Here is a 21365-nt window from a genome sequence, read left to right as displayed (position 1 = left end):
AAGGAAGCTCAACAAGGAGTGAGTGCAGATGAATCGAGTAGTGGAAGCAGATGTAGTCGTGATAGGCGGGGGACCGGCAGGAATCAGTGCCGCTCTCGCCAGCGGACGATTGGGAGCCAAAACGATCCTGATCGAGCGTTACGGCTTTCTCGGAGGGATGTCGACGATTGCGCTTGTTTATCCGTGGATGACGTTTCATACGGAGAGTGGCGAGCAAGTCATTAAAGGAATTGCACAGGAAATCGTCGACCGCTTGCAAGAAAAGGGGGGATCGCCTGGACATTTGCAGGATACGGTGGGATTCGTCAGTACAGTCACGCCGTATCATCCGGAAATTTACAAGCTGGTCGCTGTGGAAATGCTCAAGGAAGCGGGCGTCAAGCTGTTTGTCCACAGCTTTGTCGATCAGGTGAAGGTAGAGGGGACAGAGATTACTTCTGTTACCCTCTCCAGTAAATCGGGCAAGTATGAGATCAAGGCCAAGGTGTTCGTCGATGCAACAGGAGATGCAGATATCGCTTATTTATCGGGAGCGCCGACGAGTAAAGGGCGAGATGCAGATGGGCTGACACAGCCGATGACCATGAAGTTTCGCATGCGCGGCGTCGATCTGGAGCAGGTGAAGCAGTACATGCTTGATCATCCGGATGAGTTTTATCACAAGACGCCGTTTGCACAGTTGCCGTCCATTCCGCTGACAGGTGTTCAAGGCTTTTATACGCATTGGAAAATGTCAGGCGTTCCGATTAATCGGGATCAAATTCTGTTTTTCACAGGGCCCGAGAGTGATGAAGTTCTGATCAATTGCACGCGGGTGCAGGGATTGGATGGAACAGATGTCGAGGATTTGACGGAAGCGGAGGAAGAAGGGAGACGTCAAGTGATATTGATGTCTGAATTTTTGAAAAATAAAGTTCCCGGGTTCGCGAAAGCATCCGTCTCCGCAGTCGGAACGCAAATTGGCATCCGTGAGACACGCAGAATCGTCGGGGAGTACAGCTTGACGATCGGAGACGTGGTCGCGGGCAGACGTTTTCCGGATGTCATCGCACGAAGCGGCTATCCGGTTGACATTCACGATCCTTCTGGCAAAGGCGTAGTGGCAGCAGATATTGAAGGGGAGGGCGCTTATGACATTCCGTATCGATGCCTGATCCCTCAATCCATTGACAACCTGCTTGCGGCGGGGCGTTGTATCTCTACGACACATGAGGCGCTGGCTACGACCAGGCTTACCCCGAGCTGTATGGCTACAGGTCAAGCAGCAGGTACAGCAGCGGCCATTGCGTTTCACGACAAAACCATTCCGCGTTTGCTTCACGTGGCAAAATTACAGGAACAATTGCGTCTAGCGAATGCCGTCCTCGATTAAACCTTTTCATTTTGAAAGGAGATTGGGTCTATGAAAAAGTTGCGCGTTGTCATTTCAACACTGGCTATGGCAGCACTAGTAACAGGCATGGTTCCATTTACGCAGACGAGTACAGTTGCGGCGAAAAAAGCATCACCAAAGCCAATTGCCAAAGTCGCCCTTGTCCCCCTCGATGATCGTCCGGTCAACACGTATTTTCCACAAATGTCAGCAAGGGCAGGCGGGGTGGAGGCGATTATGCCCGATGAAGACATGCTCGGTCACTTTATGACGCCGGGCGATGGGGAAGAAATTGGCGATTGGCTGATCAAACAAGCAAGCAAAGTGGACGGCTCGGTCATCTCTGTCAGCATGCTAGCATATGGCGGACTGGTTGCGTCCCGTACCGATCAACAGTCCTATGAAGAGGCCCTGTCGAATATCGAAGCCATTAAGAGACTGAGAGATAAGCATTCTAAAAAGCCGATCTACGTCTTCGATACGATTCAACGCTTGGCGGTGACGGCGACTGATCCTGAAACTTTGAAGTACTATGAGCAAATCAGAGAATGGGCCATTTTATACGATGAGGTGCACAACCTCGGCATGACAGAAAAAAAGGATCGGCTCGATCAGTTGGAAAGGGAGATTCCCGAGTCTGTGCTGGAAGATTACTTGAATGCCCGCGAGCGCAACCACAAGATTAACTCACTGTTGATCGACTGGGTAGAGGATGGGACCATTGATTATTTAGTGCTAGCTCAGGATGACGCTGCTCCTCATGGTCTTCACCGGGCAGAGCGGGAGATTTTGGTCCAAAAAGCAAAGAAGCTGGATGTAGAGGATCGTGTAGCGATTTTCCCTGGAGCGGACGAAGTAGGAACCGTCTTGTTGAGCAGATTCGCCTTGAACGAAATGCGCATCCATCCAAAAGTAGCAGTCGAGTATTCGGGTATAGACGGCAGCGAGTGGACGGCGCCGTTTGAAGACACGACCTTTGATGTAAACGTCGAGAAGCATATTATCGCAGCAGGCGGCAAGCCCGTTCGGGATGAAGACGATGCAGATATCGTGTTAATGATCCATTCACCGAAGAAAAAAGGACAAAGCAATGCAGAGAGACGCGAAGACCTGGATGAGTTCGTCGAAGAAATCAATGATCTTCTGGAGGAAGGAAAGCAGGTCGCGCTTACAGACGTTACGATTACAAACAAAGCTGACTCTGAGTTGATCGAGCGACTACAAGAAGAAGTAAAGCTGCCGGAGCTTTTCGCCTACACGGCATGGGGAACGGCGGGAAATAACATGGGAAGCGCGTTGGGACAGGCGTTGCAGCGATCAGCCTTTTTGGAAAAAGGAAATCAGTTCGGTGTGCCCTTAACGGTGGATGCGGCAGAAACCCATATTAATCTGCTCTTGTCATCGTTTGTAAATGACCATCATTACCGAAATGAAGTGATGGCCGAAGCACGTGACCTCGTAAAAGAGTTAAAGGGAAATGAGTGGAATCTCGGAGATGACTACGACGAAGTTAATGACTTTGTAAGAGATGCACTGACACCACATGCGGAAGATTGGTACGAAAACTATTTTGCCAATCAATCGCTGGTTATCGGAAAGCGAGGCAAGAATACGTTTGAAGGCGAAATCGTCGAACTATCGGATCTGGAGATCAAGCTTCCGTGGGAGCGGTTGTTTGAAGTCTTTGTCGGGCCAGAAGTGAAGATTGAAAGGGAGTAAGACATAGAAAAAGCCGTTCTATTTTTCGAATCTGCACATATCATGTCTCTATCGCTATAAGAAGGTGACGAGGATGGAGACTCTACAATGGTTGTATGTGCAGTATGAATTGGAAATGTATATGCGGGTTGTGGTGAGCGCGATTCTTGGTTTGTTCATCGGGTGGGATCGCTCGCACAGAAACAAGCCTGCCGGGCTGAAAACGTACATGTATGTGTCCGTAGCCTGTACGCTCATCACACTCGTTTCTATTTACAGCACAAAGCTATACAGTGCGCCTGGAAACGGAACGATGATGGACCCGATGCGCTTGGCTGCACAGATTGTCACAGGTCTTGGCTTTTTGGGAGCAGGCGTCATCTTGAAGGACGGCTTGAAAGTAAAAGGACTGACCTCCGCAGCCATGATCTTTTTCGCTGGCGGGATTGGTATCGGGATCGGAGCCGGATTTTACGGCATTGTGATATTCTCGGTCATCATCGCCTTTGTACTCGCCAGGATCAGTCAGCGTGTGGAGGATGTCCAGCACAGGCGGTTAGGAAAGTGAATCACGGAGAAGCGGTGCATTAGCATCGCTTTTTACTTTTTGCAGGAGCCGTAATGGGAGGAAGAAGCGAATTTCCAGTCTGCGCTTCGGCCTCCGCCCTGCAAGGGGAGGTAAGACTGTCCGCTTCGGAATAAATGGCGGGAGCGCTTCAAACGTAGAAGTTTCGAGGAAGTATTTCATAAGTGAAGCTTAAATTCCCCGCCATTTATACCTACGCTAGGTTGGGCTCCAGAGGCGCTTGGACTGGAAATTCGCTTCTTCCTACGTAGCTATTCGTTCATTCGTTGAAAGTGGTTCTAAGATGTTCTCTTTCAACTGAATTGACTTTCACAAGCTTCCTTGCGTTAACTTGCAAAATGTTTGAATAACACGAAGGAATTTACTGCTGTACGAAAGCCCTGCCACAACAGTGTGGTGATCACTTGTTTTCAGATGATATTCCTCTGACAAACGCGCGGTATGCTGGAAGAGTAATAAAAATCTGGAAAGGACGCGAGAGCGATGAGAGATGAAAGATTAGGAAAAATAGCAGATAACTTAATTTCGTACAGCCTGGATGTGCAAGCCAAACAGCATATTATGATCATGGTCGTAGATGAAGGAGAGCCGCTGGCAATGGAATTGGTGAAGCGGCTGTACGCGAAGGGAGCGTATCCCCATCTGCGCTTTGTACGGCCGAAGGTCCAGCGGGAATGGTTGAAAGGGTTAACGGAAGAGCAGCTTGCCCAGACCGTTCAGTTGGAAAAGGACATGTGGTTTGGCCTGCAAGGCTATATCGGAATTCATGGCGAGACAAATGACAGTGAGATGAAGGAAGTTCCACAGGAGAAGTACCGTCTGTACGCAGAAGCGTATGATTCCATTTTCCATTATGTCGACAATCAAATTACGGGACTGCGCATTAACTACCCGACCTCGGCCATTGCCCAAAAGGCCAACATGACGACAGAAGCGTTTGAAGACTTTTATTTCAACGTATGTTCGCTCGATTATCAGAAAATGGCCGAAGCGTGCCAGCCGTTGTACGACCTCATGGACAAAACGGACAAGGTGCGCATCGTCGGACCAGGGACAGACCTGACGTTTTCGATCAAGGGGATTGGGACGCGGACAGCGGTAGGCAAACGCAACATTCCCGATGGTGAAGTGTATACCTCTCCCGTACGCGACTCGATTCACGGGACGATCAGCTACAATACCCCCAGCAATTTCAAGGGCACGACGTTTGAAAACATCCGGTTTACTTTTCGGGAAGGAAAGATTGTCGAGGCGTACGCGAACCAAACGGACAAGCTAACGGAAATATTGGACACGGATGAAGGTGCACGCTACATCGGTGAATTTGCCATTGCGTTTAACCCGTACATTTTGCACCCGATGGGCGATACTTTGTTTGATGAAAAAATAGCCGGCAGCTTCCATCTCACACCCGGTCGTGCCTATGATCAAGCGGATAACGGCAACCGCAGCGCGATTCACTGGGACCTGATCTGCATTCAGCGCCCGGAATACGGTGGCGGCGAAATCTGGTTTGACGATGTACTGATTCGAAAAGACGGAAGGTTTGTGCATGAGGCTCTGCTGGGGCTGAATCCGGAGCAATTGATTCTGTAGGGGAGGGTGATAATGCCCTCCTTCTTTATTTGAGTTTGAAAACCACTACGCCTGCGATCATGATGCCGATTCCGATGATTTTGTTCAAGGTAATCGGAACCTTTTGCACACCGAACAGGCCGAGAGAATCAATGAGGAGAGCGACGAGCAATTGTGAGATGAGCAGAATCGATACGGCGTAGGCAGGGCCGATAGTCGTAATGCCTTTCATCACACTAAAAACGATCAGTGCCCCGAAAACGCCTCCTAGCAAATACACCTTGTTTACTTCCCCGATGCTTTTCCAATCGCCATCGCGAACGTAGAGAAAGATCGCGAATGATACAAGGAAACCTACCGCATGAACAATCGCATTGGTTTGCCACAGTCCGAGCTTTGTACTGGCTTGCGCATTGAACACGCTTTGCAGACAAATAAAAACGCCAGCGAGTAACGAAAAGAGAATGCCTTGCACAAGATGACCTCCTATATGGTTGATTACTCATAGATGTTTCCGCTTGCAAGTGCACTGATTTTTTCTCGATCCTTGATAATCAGTGCGCTTTTTTTGCGTTCGATCACGGATGCTGCGCAAAGATTGCGGATCAACCGGTTCAAATGTCGGTAGCTTGTACCCAACAGCTCGGCAACCTCTGTCAGCTTCGCCGTCTTTAGCTCCTCGGAAGCGGTCGACCCCGTATCACTGGACAGCGTGGAGAGCAAATAGCTGGCAAAGCGATTTTCAACAGGATACAGCAGGTTCAGGCTGGTGGAGTTCGATGATGTATACAGCTTGTGACTGATTTTATGAAGAATGAATTGCAAAAAAGGCGGGTGGTTCTGGTAGTTTTCCTGCAAAACTTTGAAGGGGAGACTGACCACGAGACTGCGATGGACAAACTCAACCGTATTGCGGACCTCGCATTGTGTGACGTACTCGACGTCTCCGATAATCGCCAGTGGATTGTTAAAGCGCAGCAACAAAGATTTTCCGTTAGGAAGCGTCGTGAAAATTTTGATTTTTCCCTCCAAAATGAAGTGCATGTGGTGAAGCTGATCGCCCTTCGAACAGAGGATGTCACCCTTCTCAGCCAGATACAGGCGCATTTCATGGAGAGTAGCGGCATCAAAAATATCGGGCAAGGGACTGTTTTGCACCAGCGTATGCAAAAGGGTGCGGTCGTGAAGTTCTTTCATGTATCAAGCCTCCTGCTCGTTTGCTTGCAGGTTATACCCTCTTTAGTAAAAGGCATTTGCGCACGAAAAAAAAGGACATATGTCCTTTTTCCCAGTTAAACACAAAAGACGCATAGCAGGAATATTCGGATAGATTCGAGAAGTAACATTGTCGAGATAACAGGAAAGAGAGAAACGAAGGAGTGGTTCACATGGTTTTGCCTGTAAGTGAAAGAATCATTGGATTTGTAGGAACGGGCGTCATGGGGAAAAGCATGGCAAACCATTTTCTGCAAGCAGGATATACAGTGCTGGTGTATACGCGTACAAAGGAAAAAGCGGCAGATTTGCTGGCAGCCGGTGCGATCTGGAAGGAGCGTGTCAGTGAGCTGGCAAAAGAGGCAAACGTCATCATCACAATGGTCGGTTACCCATCTGATGTCGAGGAAGTGTATCTCGGCGCGGACGGAATTGTAGCAAATGCGAAGCCAGGCACTTATTTAATCGATATGACGACATCGAAGCCGTCGTTGGCGAAACATATTTATGAGGAAGCCAAAAAGCACGAGCTGCATTCCCTGGATGCGCCTGTCTCCGGTGGAGATGTGGGAGCTCGCGAAGCGCGTTTGACTATCATGGTTGGTGGCGATCAGGAAGTATTTGATGCGATGGAGCCAGTGTTTACGATCATGGGGACAAACGTCGTGTTGCAGGGGGGACCAGGTGCAGGGCAGCATACCAAAATGTGCAACCAGATTTGTATTGCCACGAACATGATCGGTGTCTGTGAAGCGATTGCGTATGCGAAAAAAGCAGGTCTGGACCCAGAGAAAGTGCTGACGAGCATTGGAGCAGGTGCGGCTGGTAGCTGGTCGCTGTCGAATCTGGCGCCGCGCATGATCGCGGGCAACTTCGCACCTGGCTTTTACGTCAAACATTTTATCAAGGACATGGGAATCGCATTGGAAGCAGCGGAGGAAATGGGGCTGATGACACCAGGACTCGCGCTCTCCAAATCGCTCTATGAAGAACTGGCAGCAAACGGCGAGGCAGATAGCGGCACGCAAGCTTTGATCAAATGGTTTGAAGGAAAGTAAAGACAAAAAAGGAGCCCTTTTCACGAGGGGCTCCTTCTTTATGTCTATCTGTCACGTATTGACTTGTATATCGCGTACATCTTTTGGAACGGATCTATTTTTGGAAGGGGGTTGTTCCATTTTCTTCACTTCTAAGATGTCCAGCAAGAAAACAAAGGACGGAATCCCGACAATTAGTCCCCATACCCCAAAGAAATGCTCGGAAAAGATCAGAACGACAAATGTGTAGAAAATCGGCAAGTGCGTCTTGGTTGCCATCAAGCGAGGATTCAACACATAGGCCTCAAGTGCGTGAATCACCATGATGAAAATGAGCAAATAGACGACGGTTGCGATACCACCGACACTATAGGCGATAGCACTGAGCGGAATCAATGAAATGGCGACACCTGCAACCGGAATGAGCCCCAGTATGAAGACCATGATCGCGAGTCCCAATAGATTCGGAAAGCCCATGATCCATAGTCCGATGACGGTGAAGGTCGTATTGAATAAGGCGATCAACAGCTGTGTTTCAATTACTTTGCCAAAGGTCAGGATGAATTTTTGGCTGAAATAGGCAATTTCGTTGTACAGCCAGGATAATTTACTCGTGCGAAATTGAGCGGTAAATGTAACGACATTGTCTTTGCCGAGCAGGAAAAACAGACTCAGAATAATCGCCAGAAAGACATTGAACCCAACGTTTCTGACCACCGCGAGAAAATCAAGGCTGCCTTGTACGATACCCTTCATATCTAGCTTCCCAACAACAGACATCAGATAGGGGGCAAACTCATTGTGCTGATTTTGGTGGTACACTTGCTCGATGACATGGAACAATTGTCCGGTTTGGTGAATCAGCGCTGGAATGGCTTTCATCCCACCCACAATGAGAAAGAACGTCAGCAACATATAGAGAAAAATGAGAATCAGCTTGGGATGGATCGGCACGACTTTGTGTGTGAGACGCGTGAGGTATTGATGCAGTCGATTCATTAAATAGGTAACTAAAAAGGTCAGCAAAACCATGTTCAGCATACTTCCCAAGGAGTAAAGCAACAAACAAAACAACGCCAAAATCCCAAATCGTCTTACATCCGGCTTTTGCAAGGCGGCAGCAAAGAAATTCATGGGAACATCCTTTCCAAGTGCTCTTTTCAGCACTCCCATCCGTATACGATGATTATACTGCGTCGGTGTGAACAATTATAGCACGCTTAAAAGCGAGTGGACGGAAAGAAAAGGTTCCAGTTGTTTGAAAAAGTGCAGCGAAACTATTTCACCCTACGAAGCGTCAAAGGAAGGGAATGTTTGCCAAGGGAGGCCAATCACCAATGAACATAAAAACAAAAACCGTGAGTCTGGTTACCGCGGTCATACTCGGGGCAAGTGCGTGGACTTCTTCTGTCCATGCGGCTACGTTTTCCCAGATTCAGCCGTATATAACTGACTACAAGATCGGTTTTACGGACGGTAACAAGCTGGTCACACAGGCTATTTATGATGATTTTGAGCTATTTTCCCAAAACATGATCGTAACAAAGAACGGTAAAAAAGGAATTCTCGACGTGCGGACAGGGAAGGAAATAACTCCTGCGATTTGGGATTATATTGACATTCCGGATTCCAAAAATATCGCGATTGTTCAAAAAGGCGGCTGGTTCCAATATATCGATTTGAAGACGCATAAGCTGTCAACCATGAAATTTGCTGGGGCGCATCCGTATCATTTATCCAAAGAGCAGGGAACAGCGATTATGTTCTTGGGAAAATCATCTATGGTGCTCCATGTAGATGGAAAGGTGCTGATTCCGCCAGTTGCAGGTAAGCTGTCGATGGTACAACTCGTTGCTCCTGATCAGACGGAAAATAAAGAGGCGGAGAAAAAGCGGTATTTCGTCGCGACTACTCCCAAAGAGCTCATCATGTACGATCCTGCTTCCGGCAAAAAGCTGTTTGCGCTGCCAAAAGCAGAACTGATTCCAAACGAAGGCGGTCCAGACACCGCGTATCTCAAGGTACGATCCGGTGGAAAAGAAGGCTTGATCGATCGCAATGGCAAGTACGTACTAGAGCCGAAATACACTGCGATTTATGCTTGGAACAATGGCTACTTTCAGGTGATCGGACCCAAGGGACAAGGGCTGTGGAAGGACGGACGGATGCTGGCAGAGCCCATTTACAAAGAAGTCGGGTTCGAGCATAACAATCCGGATATGTACTACACGGTTTCTGGAGATGTCATCACGTATCATTCCAAGTCCAAAGGTACGTCGCACCCATTGAAAAAAGGAGCTCAGTACTTGCATGGCAGCTACGTGTTGGGACAGGACCCTAAGACGAATCTGTACGGAGTCGCCCAGGTTGGAGGAGGAACGGTCATACCATTCACTTATTCTTCGGTAGAAGGTCCGCCAGCTGCACGCTTGCTCGTCCGCAGCGATGGAAAAAAAGCGATCCTCCCAGGCTGGGGAAAAGAAGTCAAGGAGCCAGATTTTTGGTTCGACTCGTATGTGACGTTGGGCAGCTACAGCATGCTTAGCATTAAGGACGGAAACAAAGTCGGACTTTATTCTGAAGATGAAGGCTTGGTCCTGTCTCCTGTTGAGAATCGAATCATTCGCCACGAGGGAGTAACGGGGGAGGTGCTGGTGACAGAGCCGGATGGAAAGTTGCTGCGATACAGCATCAGTGGGAAACAAAGAGAAGCTGTCAATCCCAATCCGTTGTCCGATGATTTAACGAAAAAGTATGAGCCGGGAAAAGGCGAGATGATTGTGGACCGCAAGACGAATCAACCAATCAGCAAGTTCTACCAATCTGTCTATATGGATTCCGATACCAATCTCATCGTTGCAATGGATCACGATTGGGCGGATCTTTATACGCCTGAGGGCAAGCTGTTGACTACGGAGATCAAAGTCGCGGTGTGGAAGTCAGGCAACGACAGACCGCCTCTCACCTTGATCAAAGTTGCTGATTCCGTATACACCATGGGTGTGAAAGCGGGGAATGTCGGAATGGCGATGATCAAGGCCGATGGCGGGCAGCTCCAGGTCTTGAGCGATTTTGTGTATCGAGATGCAAATGAAATGATGGTACAAAATCAAAAGATCGCGATGACAGCACGGTTGGACGGCACGCTGGATGTATGGGCGCAAGAAGGGAACCAGCTCGCTAACAAGCTCACTAGCGTGAAAGGTTTTCACACGGAATCTTATTTTGATCGGGTATTGATCCAGTCCACTACAGGATGGGATGTCTATTCACCGCAGTTGATCCGCTTAAGCACGGGCGATTATCAGTCCATGAAGTATATGCACTTATATGATCTCAAGACGGGTGCCATTGCCTACCAGGACAAGAAGACGGGATTGTACGGCCTTATGTCGCTGGAAGGAAAGGTGCTGACAGCGGCCAAATATGAGGCGATTTTGCCAACAAGCAAAGTATTCCCACAGGTGTGGAGCAAGGCAGATCATCAGACGCCTTATGTATTCACAACCAAAGATCAATTCGGTTATCTCAGTCAAAGTGGGCAAGAGCTGTTTGTGACAAGATTCCTGACGAAAAAACCAGTGATTTCGTATAGTCCGATCACATTCCAATCGTTTTCGGCCTACTCGGATACGATGCGACAACGCCCGCTTGAGCTGATCGATTTCGGCAAACCGTATAGCTGGCCAGCTGGTGGCAACAGCGAGAGCCATTTTTTTGCCAATCTGGCGCTTTATTTGAATCTGTCGAAGGATGCAGGCAAGCAAGCGGTACTTTCAGAACTGGTGTCCAAGGGGATCATCAAAGCCGATGAGAATCGTTCTGTCATGAGCGACGAAGATATGTTCCGAGTGGCCTATTTCATGGCGACGGGCAAAACAAGTCAAGCGATGACGACGCCACAGGTGATGGAGTGGGCACAGAAGCGGGGAATTGTACCGGTGCGAGAGGGAATGAGCTACCACATGACGATGAATTTGTACGCGGAGTATCAGCACATCTTGATGACAGAGCTCATGCGTTCCCTGAAAGGAAAGAAAGTGCTCAAGCCAAAGGTGTTGACGACGGCTTCTCTCAGTGACGCACAACAGCAAATGCTCACAACAGCCCTGATCGTGAACGGCAAGCCGGCCGATCAACTGCCAGTGCCGCTCCCACAAGCTGAGTGGCAGAAAGCCATTCAAGGCTTGGTCAATCAGTACAACAAGCAAGCGGCTCAATTGCTTGCGGCCTATGAAGCGAAGCTGTGAGCAGAGAAATGTACAGGCGCAGGTGTTCATCCTGCGCCTTTTTCGTGCTATTAAAAAAACGGCCAATATTTTACAATTAGTACATAGAAGGCAGCGTGAACGCAAGCCGAGACGGCTACGGACACAATGAACGAGACAAACGAAATCTGATCGAGCTTGTAAGCGACAAAGAAAAATATCGTAAAGGCAATAAAGGCGATAAACGTGCCTTCTTCCAAATAAGCAACTGTCATATTCATTCCACCTCAATTCAAGAAAGGATACTTCCCCATGATAATTACGATCGAAAAATTAAGCATACAAGATGCAGCCAGCTTGTTTCAATTTGAAGTGCGCAATCGCGTCTTTTTTGAAAAATCGGTTCCCAGTCGGGGAGACGCTTATTACCAATATGAACATTTTTTACGAGGTCTGCAAGCCTTACTCGACGAGCAGGCGCAAGGAATCTCGTTTTTTGGCCTCATCAAAAACAGCCAAGGTGACATCTTGGGCAGAATGAATTTGGTAGACATTGAGAAAGACGACCGAATCGGACATCTCGGCTATCGAGTCGGGGAAGATACCGCTGGAAAAGGAGTGGCTTCACAGGCACTGAAGGTCTTTTTAGAGGGGCATGTTCCCCACTTGAATGTCAGAATGATCTGTGCAAAAACAACAACGGATAACATCTCCTCGCAAAAAGTGTTGTTGAAAAATGGATTCGAGCCCCATGACATGCAGCCAGATAGCGCGGATGATTTTCTTCACTATCGCTTGTTCGTTGTCTAATAAGTGATAATTTGGTATTGTATGGAAAGTTTGTTAATAGAGTGAAGTGGGGGATTGAGATGAAACGTCAAGGTAAGATCATTGCGAAGATTCTGGTGTCGACAGGAGTGTTGGTTTCCTCCGTCGGATATGCTTCAGCGAACGAAGTAAAATCTCAGGAAACAAGTGCTACCTCTTTACATAAGGTTTTGCGGTTGAACCTGATTGATCAGCCAGGCCAATTGGACCCCGCAATGGCTGAGGATGAAGCGATGTTTTCTGTGATGCATACGATGTTTGATGGGTTGGTCCGCTTAGGTCCAGATGGAAAAGTTCAGCCATCAATCGCCCAGAAAATAGACGTATCAGATGATAGGAAAACATATACGTTTCATTTACGTGAGGCGAAGTGGAGCAATGGTGATCCAGTCACTGCCAATGATTTCGAATATGCTTGGAAGCGTGTGCTAGACCCGGAAACAGATAGTACGTATTCTTACTTGCTCTATTCCATCAAAAATGCGGAGCAAGCCAACACAGGCAAGTTGAAGCTAGACGAGGTAGGAGTAAAAGCAATCGATGCCAAGACATTGCGCGTAGAGTTGGAGCAGCCTACACCATATTTTACAGAGGTAACGGCCACACCGATTTTTTATCCGGTGAACAAAAAGGTCGATGAGAAAAACCCGGGTTGGTTCCGAGAAGCTGCGACACATGTCGGGAACGGACCTTTTAAATTAGTTTCCGCAGATAAAGAAAAAATCACGGTGGTCAAAAACGACCTGTATTGGGATAAAGCGGCTGTGAAGCTGGACAAGCTGGAATTTGACGTGATTCAGGATGAGAATACACAGCTCTATATGTTCGATAATTACAAGTCTGACTGGGCAGGCGCTCCGTTTGGATCTCTACCCGTCGAGGCGTTGCCAGCACTGAATTACCAAGAAATATTGCAAACAAAGCCGATTGCAGGTGTTTACTGGTACAAGTTCAACACCGAGCAGGCACCGTTTACCAACGCAAAGATTCGCAAGGCGTTTGCCTATGCAATGAATCGTCAGGCGATTGATGATGTGCTGCTCGATGGTGTGCAAATACCTGCTACAGGTGCTCTGCCACCTACGATGAACCTGAAAAAGGATGGCTACTTCAAGGATAACGATCAGGAGACAGCGAAAAAGCTGCTGGCCGAGGGCATGAAGGAGCTGGGAATGACAAAGCTCCCGCCAATAACCTTGTCCTATAACAAATCCGAGCATCATCGCTTGATCGCAGAAACGATTCAAAAGCAGTGGAAGCAAACACTAGGTGTGGATGTCACACTGCATGATCAAGAATGGAAGTTGTATTTGGAAGATATAAAGAACGGCAAGTATCAGATTGCACGGACGGGCTGGCATGCAGATTACAATGATCCGAGCAACTATTTGGAGCTGCTCAAGGAGAAGGAAGGACGCAGCAACGATACCGGATGGGAAAACAAAAAGTATCAAGAGCTTTTGAATCAATCCGTGATAGAGAAAAATCCTGAGAAACGAAAGCAGCTGCTGGCCCAGGCAGAAGCGATCCTGATGGAGGAAATGCCCGTTGCTCCGGTATACTTTTATACCAGACATTGGGTTCAAGATGAGAAGCTAAAAGATGTTGTCATGGATCATCAAGGCGTGGTCGATTACAAGTGGGCTTCCAAAGAATAAGGCGTAAAAAACACAAGAGAGTCCCCTTCCTGCTAAAAGGAAAGGGACTTTTTTTCGTTTATGGGTGTCAAATCACGGCTCCCAAGGACGTCTGGTCCCAAGCATATCCGCGAGAAGCTTGTTATCCTTGCGTCTGATTTTACGTGCCGCAGCTCGCTCGTCCGCACCATTGTGCAGGAATACTTCCTCTTCCGTCTCCGGCACGATCTGGGGCACGGGGGTAGGTCGCCCATCCTCGCCAATCGCGACAAACGTCAGAAAAGACGTTGCACAGACGCATCGAACGCCCGTTAGCAAATCTTCCGCAACAATTTTGACAAATACCTCCATTGATGTGTTATGCGTCCATGTGACGAAGGCTTCGAGTGCAACCTCATTGTCCACCCGGATGGGCTGCAAAAAGTCGACTGAATCAGTAGAAGCAGTAACGACTGGTCCACGGGCATGCTTCATGGCAGAGATCGCAGCAACATCGTCGATATGCGCCATCAGCCTGCCGCCGAACAGCGTATTGTGATTGTTCGTATCCGGGGGCAGCACATGGCTTGCTTTGAACGTGCGCGACTCCCGAACAAAACGTTGAATCGTCATAAAGGTAGCTCCCTTCTTTCTTGCAATCGGATTATGAATGATGACAATCTTCTCTCCTTTTCATTGTTCCACAAAAAAATGGATCTAATCCTCTTCCTTGGAGTAAGACGGCGAATTTTATCAAAGGCTATGGACGGGATAAGGTATGCGAGAGGGGGTTTTCCGTTTGGGGGATTATGTGCAGTATTTCAATAATCTTATCGCCTCGATCAATGATATTCCGAACAAGTTGATGAGCGTTTTATCTGTTATTCATGCACCCATTCAGCATTTGACGAACACATTGATTGTCACAAACATCCTGTTGGGTCTACTTGTACTGACCTCCATTGCGAATGTGTTTATGCTTTGGCAAAACGGCAAAAAGAGACACTAATGCTGTTGCCACGAATGTCATTTGCCGCTATACTGGTGGAGTAGTTTATGGATAAATATGTAACGGTTGTTGCTACGACCGTCCCTATATCGAAATTGTATGCACAAAAACAGCGGAAAGGAGGGTATCCACATGAAAAAAAGATCATTAATGTCTTTGCCAAAAGGAATTGGATACTCCACCGCTGTTTTCTTTGATCTGACTAAATCACGGGAGAAGTATGTCCAAAAACGGATATAGCGACCATCCTTTGATGGAGTGGGATTCATCAGGATACAGTGGAAAAACGCCACAGGTCGCTTCCTGTGGTTTTCTTTTTAGGGCACCGCAGGATTTCCTGTGGTGTTTTTTTATTTCGAAAAAAGGGAGATGGATTGTATGCAAGGAAACGGAGAGAACATTTACGTAAGACTGGTACAGGAATCAGATGCACAGAGCCTCTTGGCGCTTGAAGTGAGAAACAGAGACTTCTTTCAAAACTTCACTGGAAAGAGAGAAGAGGCATTTTATACGCTGGAAGGACAAATCGACAGAATTAAGAGCGTGGTGGCTTTAAAAGAAGAAGACAGAGGGTACGTCTTTGTCATTGCGGAAAAAGGAAAGGATGAAATCATTGGGGAAGTCATCCTCTCAGAGGTCGTAAGAGAGAATCTGCAAAGCTGCTGGATCGGCTACTTCCTGGACAAAGAGCATAATGGAAAAGGCTACATGACCGAAGCGGTAAAGCTCGTCGTGGCATATGCCTTCGAGACATTAGGTCTTCACCGTTTGGAAGCAGGCGTGATGCCGCATAATATAGGCTCGATCAAGGTACTGCTAAAGGCTGGTTTTCACAAGGAAGGGCTTGCCAAGAAAAACGTGAAAATCAATGGTCGGTGGGAAGATCATCAAACACTGGCGATCGTGAAAGAAGAGCAAACCGATCAGGTGAAGCCCAAGGTTCAGCGCAAAAATCCTAGTACAGTTGCTCCGCCTATGGGATCGTATACACATCTGACGGTCGTTCCAAAAGGAGCCGATTTGCTCGTACTTTCTGGGCAAGTAGGGATGGACCAGCACGGAGAGTTGCCGACAGAAATGAAAGAACAAGTAGAAAACACGCTACAAAACATACTGCGCAATTTCGAAAGTGAGTCAGTAACTGCGGACCATATGATCAAAATCAATATATGGGCAACCGAAGAAATGGATTGGAGGCATTTTAATCAGGTGTGGGAGAAGTTCCACGGGGGGACACCGCCAGCGATGACCATGTCTTACGTCCCGGCATTGGCAGTCCCTTCGCTCAAAGTGGAGATAGAAGCTTGGGCAGCGAAATGGTAGGAAGGAGATAGCGTCGAAAGAAAAAGGGTGAAGCTTTTTGCTTCATCCTTTTTTCTGTAACTTTTTTCTAGCAAAAACGTCACTATTTTCAGGAGATAGAATGATCGTGACGATATTGCTGTTTTGAGAGCAAAAGATGTCAAAACATGAAGGAATATGCGGACGAATCGAGAAGTTCTTTCTATTAGCTGGATTTTCCAAAAATAAGAGAAAAACAGAGGGGAACGAGGAACTTGCTTTTACGAGTAAATGTCAGCTTGCTAGCTGTTTTCTTCCTGATTTTGCTGATGCCTCTGTCCATTGCGCGAGCGGCCACCCATGTAGAAGTGGCGGTCGATCAGTTAAATATCCGAAGCGAGCCAGGTACGACTACCCAGATTGTCGCAACACTCAAAAAAGCCACGCGGTTGCCAATCACCAAACAGCAAAAAGATTGGACGCAGGTAAAGCTGCCGAACGGCAATACCGGATGGGTCAATAATAAGTATGTGAAGATGATAGAAGTTCCACAGATCAAATATGTCAAAAGCAATGTGGACATGCTGAATGTTCGGGCAGAACCAAATGCCACTGCACAAATTTTGCAGATCATCGACAAAAACGGTGTGTTTTTGCAAATGAGAAAGCAAGGGGAATGGGCACAAATTAAGCTGTCTGATCAAAAGAACGGCTGGGTGAAAGCCAGTTATTTGACGGAGACAACGGCGCCAGCACCAAAACCACCCCAGGTACCGCCACAAATCCCGGATCCGATTACTGTGCCAGCACCGCCCCCTCCTGTACTCCCATCCAATACAGGGAGTGGATTCGAACAAGGGACAATCGTATTAACGGAAGGCTATGAAGTTTATGCGCAGCCAGATATTCTTGGTACCGTCATTGGTCAAATCCATGGCGGGATGACGATCAACCATTACGGATATGCAAATGGTTGGTATACCATCAACTTCAACGGTACCTATGCCTATATTTTCAAACCAATGGAACAGACTGGGACAGCTCCATCATTGCCGAGTTCAACACCGGGGGTACCAGCGACTTTGCCAACAACAACGCCTCCCTCTGTACAAGAACTACAGATTCGTGTCAAAAATCCTGATTCCAACATCCGCAACGGTCCCTCAACCGATCATGCTATAATTGGAACCGTTCAACCCGGACAAGTATTCCCGGTTGTACAAACAGCAGGAGACTGGTACATCATCAGGCTGGCAGACAATTCGACTGCCTATATCGCAGGGTGGATCGTAGAGAAGATTCAACCAGCTGGTACTCTGCCACCGACAGGAGCAACGTACGAGTACAACAATGGGATGATTGGAAACGAGAAAGTGTATATCTATCATACCCATAACCGTGAGTCTTGGCGAAATGTAGCACGGAACCAACAAGGAAGCTCGGTAGATGATCCTGAGATCAACATCACGCTTGTTGGGAAAAGGCTGGGCGAGCTGTTGCAAGGAAGAGGCATTTCGGCAATGGCGAGCCAGGACGATTTCGCTCAAAGATTGAGGGAACAAAATAAAAGCTACTCGATGTCTTATTCCGAGTCGTACAAGGCGGTAGCGGCAGCGGCAGCAACCAGTCCACACTTGCAGTACATTTTCGATATTCATCGGGACAGTGATGAGCCACGCAGCAAGGTAGCGATCACGATCAATGGCAAAACCTATTCCCGGATGCTGTTTGTAATCGGAACAGCGAATCCGAACCATCTGGCGAACAAAAAGCTGGCGGAAGAGCTGCACGCCCGTCTGGAAGCCTCTTATCCAGGTTTGTCGCGGGGGATTATCCTGAAAGGCTCAAACCAAGGGAACGGCGTGTACAATCAGTCCATTTCCGAGGGAGCCCTGCTTTTGGAATTCGGTGGTACGAACAACACCTTGGAAGAAGGCTATAATACTGCAGAAGCCTTTGCCGAAGTCTTTGGGAATTACCTGATCGAATCTCAAATTGCATTCCAATAAACGGTCAATAAAAGTAGCACGATTCTTTTCGCCACATGCGAGAGAATCGTGTTTTTTTCCAGGAGGATCATTTATGGCTACGCATCAAGAACACATACAATCAACTGACGATAAAAGTCGTCGTCATCTTCAGGGGGACTGTGAAAGCTGCTTTGGCTTGTGCTGTGTGGCATTGCCTTTTGCTGCTTCCTCTGACTTTGCCATCAATAAAGACGCAGGCAAGCCCTGTAGTAACTTACAGGCAGACTTTCGATGTGGTGTACACACAAAGCTGAGGGACATCGGCTTTCGCGGATGTACGGTCTACGATTGCTTTGGAGCTGGTCAAAAGGTGTCTCAAGTCACTTATGGCGGCCAAGATTGGCGTAAAGAATCCGGATCAGCGAAGCAAATGTACGAAGTATTTCCGATCATGTGGCAGCTTCACGAGCTTCTTTGGTATTTAACGGAGGCGTTGACCAAGCAAGCTGCCCAGTCCCTCCATCCTGCATTGAAGGAAGCGTTGGCGGAGACACAACGCCTGACGGATCACAGTCCTGAGGACATCCTGAAGCTGGACATCGCTTTTCATCGAGCAAAAGTTAACGAACTATTGTTGCAGACAAGTGAATGGGTACGTAAGGACGCGCTTGCCAAGTACAAAGGGGGCAAGCAAGGAAAAACCTATGGCCGAGGCGCTGATCTCATCGGTGCCAAGCTCAAAGGTGCTGATTTACGAGGAGCTCAATTGCGCGGCGCTTATTTGATTGCTGCTGATCTGAGAGGAGCAGATTTGCGGGGAGCTGACCTCATTGGTGCAGATTTTCGCGATACAGATGTGAGCGGAGCGAACTTGACGGAGACGTTGTTTCTCACGCAGGTTCAGCTCAACGCGGCGAAGGGCGATGCAAGCACCAAGCTGCCACCTTCGTTCACGCGCCCACCGCACTGGGCTCATTCCCAAGCATAAAGCTTGCAAAAAGCAGACTGTCCGATGTGGATGGTCTGCTTTTATTATTGATTCAACACTACTTTCGCCAGACATGTGATTCCCTCCAAGACAAGACGCATTTTTTACGAGGTTGGATTTGAATGTAACCCAACTATTTCTATCACTTCGACTACCGCTACTTTTCTTGCACCTTCCATAAAATATCCGAGCACACCCAGCTCCATTCTTTTTGTGTGAACCTCTTTTCGCATTTGGGGGAAAAGAATCCACATGCGAGCTGTTCCTTCTGTAGGAACTGGGCTTGTGTTATCTAAAATGATTTCTCCGTGATCATCCTCAAATTCAGGATGGATGGCAAAGATGCCTGTTATGCTCGTGTCATCCCCATCGTAAGAAAAATCACTTCGATATCCTTGAAACGGCGTCACCTTTCTTCCGCCTTCATTTTCAGAGTAAAATCGATACTTCACCCGAAAATCAGCGGGGTGCCTCCTTATTTCTTGATAGGGTATCCACATGTTAATTCCTCCGATCTTTGAAAAACGTTGTTAATACATTTCTACTTTTGCCGTATTAACTATCGTGAGGCTCACAACCAAACAAATTGCGCAATTTGTTTATTCCATCCAGAAGGGAGGGGAAGTAGTTGGAGATTGCCCAAGTGAACACAGGCATCTGCCAAAACGAAGAACATGAAAGGCAAGCGGAAAGCATGTCGACCGAAACTTTTGCCCAAATTTATGGTGCTTATTATAAGCGCGTCTACAAATATATCTGCTATCGGATCAACAATCATTATGCAGCAGAAGAAATATGCAGTCATGTGTTTGAAATGGTGATATCAAAATACAGCAGCTTTTCGCCGGATAAATCAAACTTTGAGGTCTGGTTGTTTGCGATCGCCAGAAACGCAGTGACAGATTACTTCCGCTCACAGAAGAAAAGAATCAGCTTTTCATTGGATTCGATTCTGAATCTGGTCTTACCGAAGTCGTCACCGGAGGACATCGTGATCCGCGACGATAATCATCAAGCCTTATTTCGAGCACTGGCGAAGCTGAGTGACAAGGAGCGCAATATCATCGCCATGAAATATGCGGCTGGTCTTAAAAACGCAGAAATTGCAGAACTTCTGGGTGTCAGTGGTTCAAATATTGGCGTCGTGCTCTACAGATGCTTGAAAAAGCTGCAAATGGAATTGCAAAAAGGAGGCTTCCGTTATGAAGAGTAAGCATGATCTAGACGATTTTCGTGAACTCACCGACTTGCTTACTGATCTGGAACTAGATGACGCCACTCCAAAAGCCAACATATATAATCGGCTGAAATTCAAATTGGAATCAGGAAACATACAACTACATGATAGCAAAAAGGACGGGATCAATATGAAAACGAATAAATGGAAAGCTGCTACCGTTAGTGCTGTTGCTGTTGTTTGCCTTTTAGGGGCATTCTCGACTACATCGTTTGCCCAAGGAATGCTCCAGACGATCTTGGCACGCTTTCAGGTCGGGAACATGGAAATTACCCAATATGATAAAGAGCTGCCTGCTACACAGTCCAATACCCAAGGAATCGAGATACCTGTAGAACACAAGGCCCCCCCACAGATGACATTGGAAGAAGCACGCGCAGCCAGCGAAATGGACTTTCCGGCACCGACATGGTTGTCAGAGCATTATTCCTATAAAAACACGGTCGTTCATGGCAAGGGTATGGTAGAAATTCAGTATAAAAAAGAGAACGAGTTTATTTCCTTGTTGATTTCAAACGGTGGCGAAAACGGCATCAACACGACAGAGGGTGTCAAGATCGAAACCATTGGCGGGAAAAAGGTATATTTCGCCAACGGGATCGTGATTTGGGAGCATGAAGGATTCACGTACGAGCTGTACCAGATGGCAGAGAAGAGCTTTGATGCTGCTACTATCGGCAACATCATTGATTCCTTGTCAACGAAATCCGTCAAAAAATAAGCGGTTGTTAACTGTTCCACTCAA

20 protein-coding genes are annotated in these 21365 nt (G+C 47.6%); 14 read left to right on the top strand and 6 right to left on the bottom strand.

Annotated features, from left to right (window positions below; all coding sequences use genetic code 11):
* The first annotated feature begins 28 nt into the window (after positions 1 to 28).
* The 4 genes from HP568_RS24530 to HP568_RS24515 all read left to right on the top strand — a co-directional run bounded on the left by HP568_RS24530 (position 29) and on the right by HP568_RS24515 (position 5252).
* Entirely contained in the window at positions 29 to 1372 is a 1344-nt protein-coding gene (locus tag HP568_RS24530) for an FAD-dependent oxidoreductase (RefSeq protein ID WP_173630483.1), read from the top strand.
* 30 nt (positions 1373 to 1402) lie between these two features.
* Positions 1403 to 3091 (top strand): DUF4127 family protein, encoded by a 1689-nt coding sequence (locus HP568_RS24525; RefSeq protein WP_173630482.1) that lies wholly within the window; start codon positions 1403 to 1405, stop codon positions 3089 to 3091.
* A 73-nt stretch (positions 3092 to 3164) separates the two neighbouring features.
* Complete coding sequence (locus tag HP568_RS24520) at positions 3165 to 3638, top strand: MgtC/SapB family protein (protein ID WP_048034377.1); 474 nt, start codon at positions 3165 to 3167, stop codon at positions 3636 to 3638.
* A gap of 501 nt (positions 3639 to 4139) precedes the next feature.
* Positions 4140 to 5252 (top strand): aminopeptidase, encoded by a 1113-nt coding sequence (locus HP568_RS24515; RefSeq protein WP_173630481.1) that lies wholly within the window; start codon positions 4140 to 4142, stop codon positions 5250 to 5252.
* A gap of 25 nt (positions 5253 to 5277) precedes the next feature.
* Here HP568_RS24515 and HP568_RS24510 read toward each other — a convergent pair whose 3' ends face one another.
* Positions 5278 to 5706: a DMT family transporter gene (locus tag HP568_RS24510; RefSeq protein ID WP_048034375.1), complete on the bottom strand. Its 429-nt coding sequence runs from the start codon at positions 5704 to 5706 to the stop codon at positions 5278 to 5280.
* Between the two features lie 23 nt (positions 5707 to 5729).
* Positions 5730 to 6428: a cyclic nucleotide-binding domain-containing protein gene (locus HP568_RS24505; RefSeq protein WP_173630480.1), complete on the bottom strand. Its 699-nt coding sequence runs from the start codon at positions 6426 to 6428 to the stop codon at positions 5730 to 5732.
* Positions 6429 to 6619: 191 nt separating this feature from the next.
* Between HP568_RS24505 and HP568_RS24500 the strand changes: the two genes are divergently transcribed.
* Entirely contained in the window at positions 6620 to 7504 is an 885-nt protein-coding gene (locus tag HP568_RS24500) for an NAD(P)-dependent oxidoreductase (protein WP_173630479.1), read from the top strand.
* 51 nt (positions 7505 to 7555) lie between these two features.
* Here HP568_RS24500 and HP568_RS24495 read toward each other — a convergent pair whose 3' ends face one another.
* Positions 7556 to 8617, bottom strand: a complete 1062-nt coding sequence (locus tag HP568_RS24495) for an AI-2E family transporter (protein ID WP_173630478.1) — start codon at positions 8615 to 8617, stop codon at positions 7556 to 7558.
* A gap of 203 nt (positions 8618 to 8820) precedes the next feature.
* Between HP568_RS24495 and HP568_RS24490 the strand changes: the two genes are divergently transcribed.
* Positions 8821 to 11733 carry a WG repeat-containing protein gene (locus tag HP568_RS24490; RefSeq protein ID WP_173630477.1) on the top strand — a complete coding sequence of 971 codons (2913 nt, stop codon included), beginning with the start codon at positions 8821 to 8823 and terminating at the stop codon, positions 11731 to 11733.
* A 50-nt stretch (positions 11734 to 11783) separates the two neighbouring features.
* Here HP568_RS24490 and HP568_RS24485 read toward each other — a convergent pair whose 3' ends face one another.
* The gene (locus HP568_RS24485; protein ID WP_048034370.1) at positions 11784 to 11966 is read right to left on the bottom strand and encodes a hypothetical protein; all 183 of its coding nucleotides are present in this window, start codon (positions 11964 to 11966) and stop codon (positions 11784 to 11786) included.
* A gap of 37 nt (positions 11967 to 12003) precedes the next feature.
* On the opposite strand from HP568_RS24485, the gene HP568_RS24480 reads away from it, so the two are divergent.
* Both HP568_RS24480 and HP568_RS24475 read left to right on the top strand, forming a co-directional pair.
* Positions 12004 to 12501, top strand: coding sequence for a GNAT family N-acetyltransferase (locus HP568_RS24480; RefSeq protein ID WP_173630476.1), 498 nt, complete (start codon positions 12004 to 12006; stop codon positions 12499 to 12501).
* 59 nt (positions 12502 to 12560) lie between these two features.
* Positions 12561 to 14177 (top strand): peptide ABC transporter substrate-binding protein, encoded by a 1617-nt coding sequence (locus HP568_RS24475; RefSeq protein WP_173630475.1) that lies wholly within the window; start codon positions 12561 to 12563, stop codon positions 14175 to 14177.
* A 72-nt stretch (positions 14178 to 14249) separates the two neighbouring features.
* On the opposite strand, the gene HP568_RS24470 is transcribed toward HP568_RS24475, so the two are convergent.
* Positions 14250 to 14768, bottom strand: a complete 519-nt coding sequence (locus HP568_RS24470; protein ID WP_173630474.1) for an acyl-CoA thioesterase — start codon at positions 14766 to 14768, stop codon at positions 14250 to 14252.
* Between the two features lie 166 nt (positions 14769 to 14934).
* Here HP568_RS24470 and HP568_RS24465 point away from each other — a divergent pair, with 166 nt between their 5' ends.
* The 4 genes from HP568_RS24465 to HP568_RS24450 all read left to right on the top strand — a co-directional run bounded on the left by HP568_RS24465 (position 14935) and on the right by HP568_RS24450 (position 19383).
* On the top strand, positions 14935 to 15144 hold the full coding sequence (locus HP568_RS24465; RefSeq protein WP_048034366.1) for a hypothetical protein: 210 nt from the start codon (positions 14935 to 14937) through the stop codon (positions 15142 to 15144).
* 378 nt (positions 15145 to 15522) lie between these two features.
* Positions 15523 to 16467, top strand: a complete 945-nt coding sequence (locus HP568_RS24460) for a GNAT family N-acetyltransferase (protein WP_173630473.1) — start codon at positions 15523 to 15525, stop codon at positions 16465 to 16467.
* Positions 16468 to 16700: 233 nt separating this feature from the next.
* Entirely contained in the window at positions 16701 to 18434 is a 1734-nt protein-coding gene (gene spoIIP / locus HP568_RS24455) for a stage II sporulation protein P (protein WP_173630472.1), read from the top strand.
* 73 nt (positions 18435 to 18507) lie between these two features.
* Positions 18508 to 19383, top strand: coding sequence for a pentapeptide repeat-containing protein (locus HP568_RS24450; protein WP_048034363.1), 876 nt, complete (start codon positions 18508 to 18510; stop codon positions 19381 to 19383).
* 104 nt (positions 19384 to 19487) lie between these two features.
* On the opposite strand, the gene HP568_RS24445 is transcribed toward HP568_RS24450, so the two are convergent.
* Entirely contained in the window at positions 19488 to 19883 is a 396-nt protein-coding gene (locus HP568_RS24445; protein WP_173630471.1) for a hypothetical protein, read from the bottom strand.
* Positions 19884 to 20011: 128 nt separating this feature from the next.
* Here HP568_RS24445 and HP568_RS24440 point away from each other — a divergent pair, with 128 nt between their 5' ends.
* Both HP568_RS24440 and HP568_RS24435 read left to right on the top strand, forming a co-directional pair.
* Entirely contained in the window at positions 20012 to 20596 is a 585-nt protein-coding gene (locus tag HP568_RS24440; protein ID WP_173630470.1) for a sigma-70 family RNA polymerase sigma factor, read from the top strand.
* On the top strand, positions 20586 to 21341 hold the full coding sequence (locus tag HP568_RS24435) for a hypothetical protein (protein ID WP_048034361.1): 756 nt from the start codon (positions 20586 to 20588) through the stop codon (positions 21339 to 21341). The genes HP568_RS24440 and HP568_RS24435 overlap by 11 nt, the downstream gene beginning before the upstream one ends.
* The last annotated feature ends 24 nt before the right edge of the window (positions 21342 to 21365 follow it).

It is taken from the genome of Brevibacillus sp. MS2.2 (assembly GCF_013284345.1).
In the GTDB taxonomy this organism is placed as follows: Bacteria; Bacillota; Bacilli; order Brevibacillales; family Brevibacillaceae; genus Brevibacillus; species Brevibacillus brevis_C.
The sequence above is the reverse complement of the archived record's forward strand: the minus strand, read 5'-3'. Positions and strand labels throughout refer to the sequence as shown.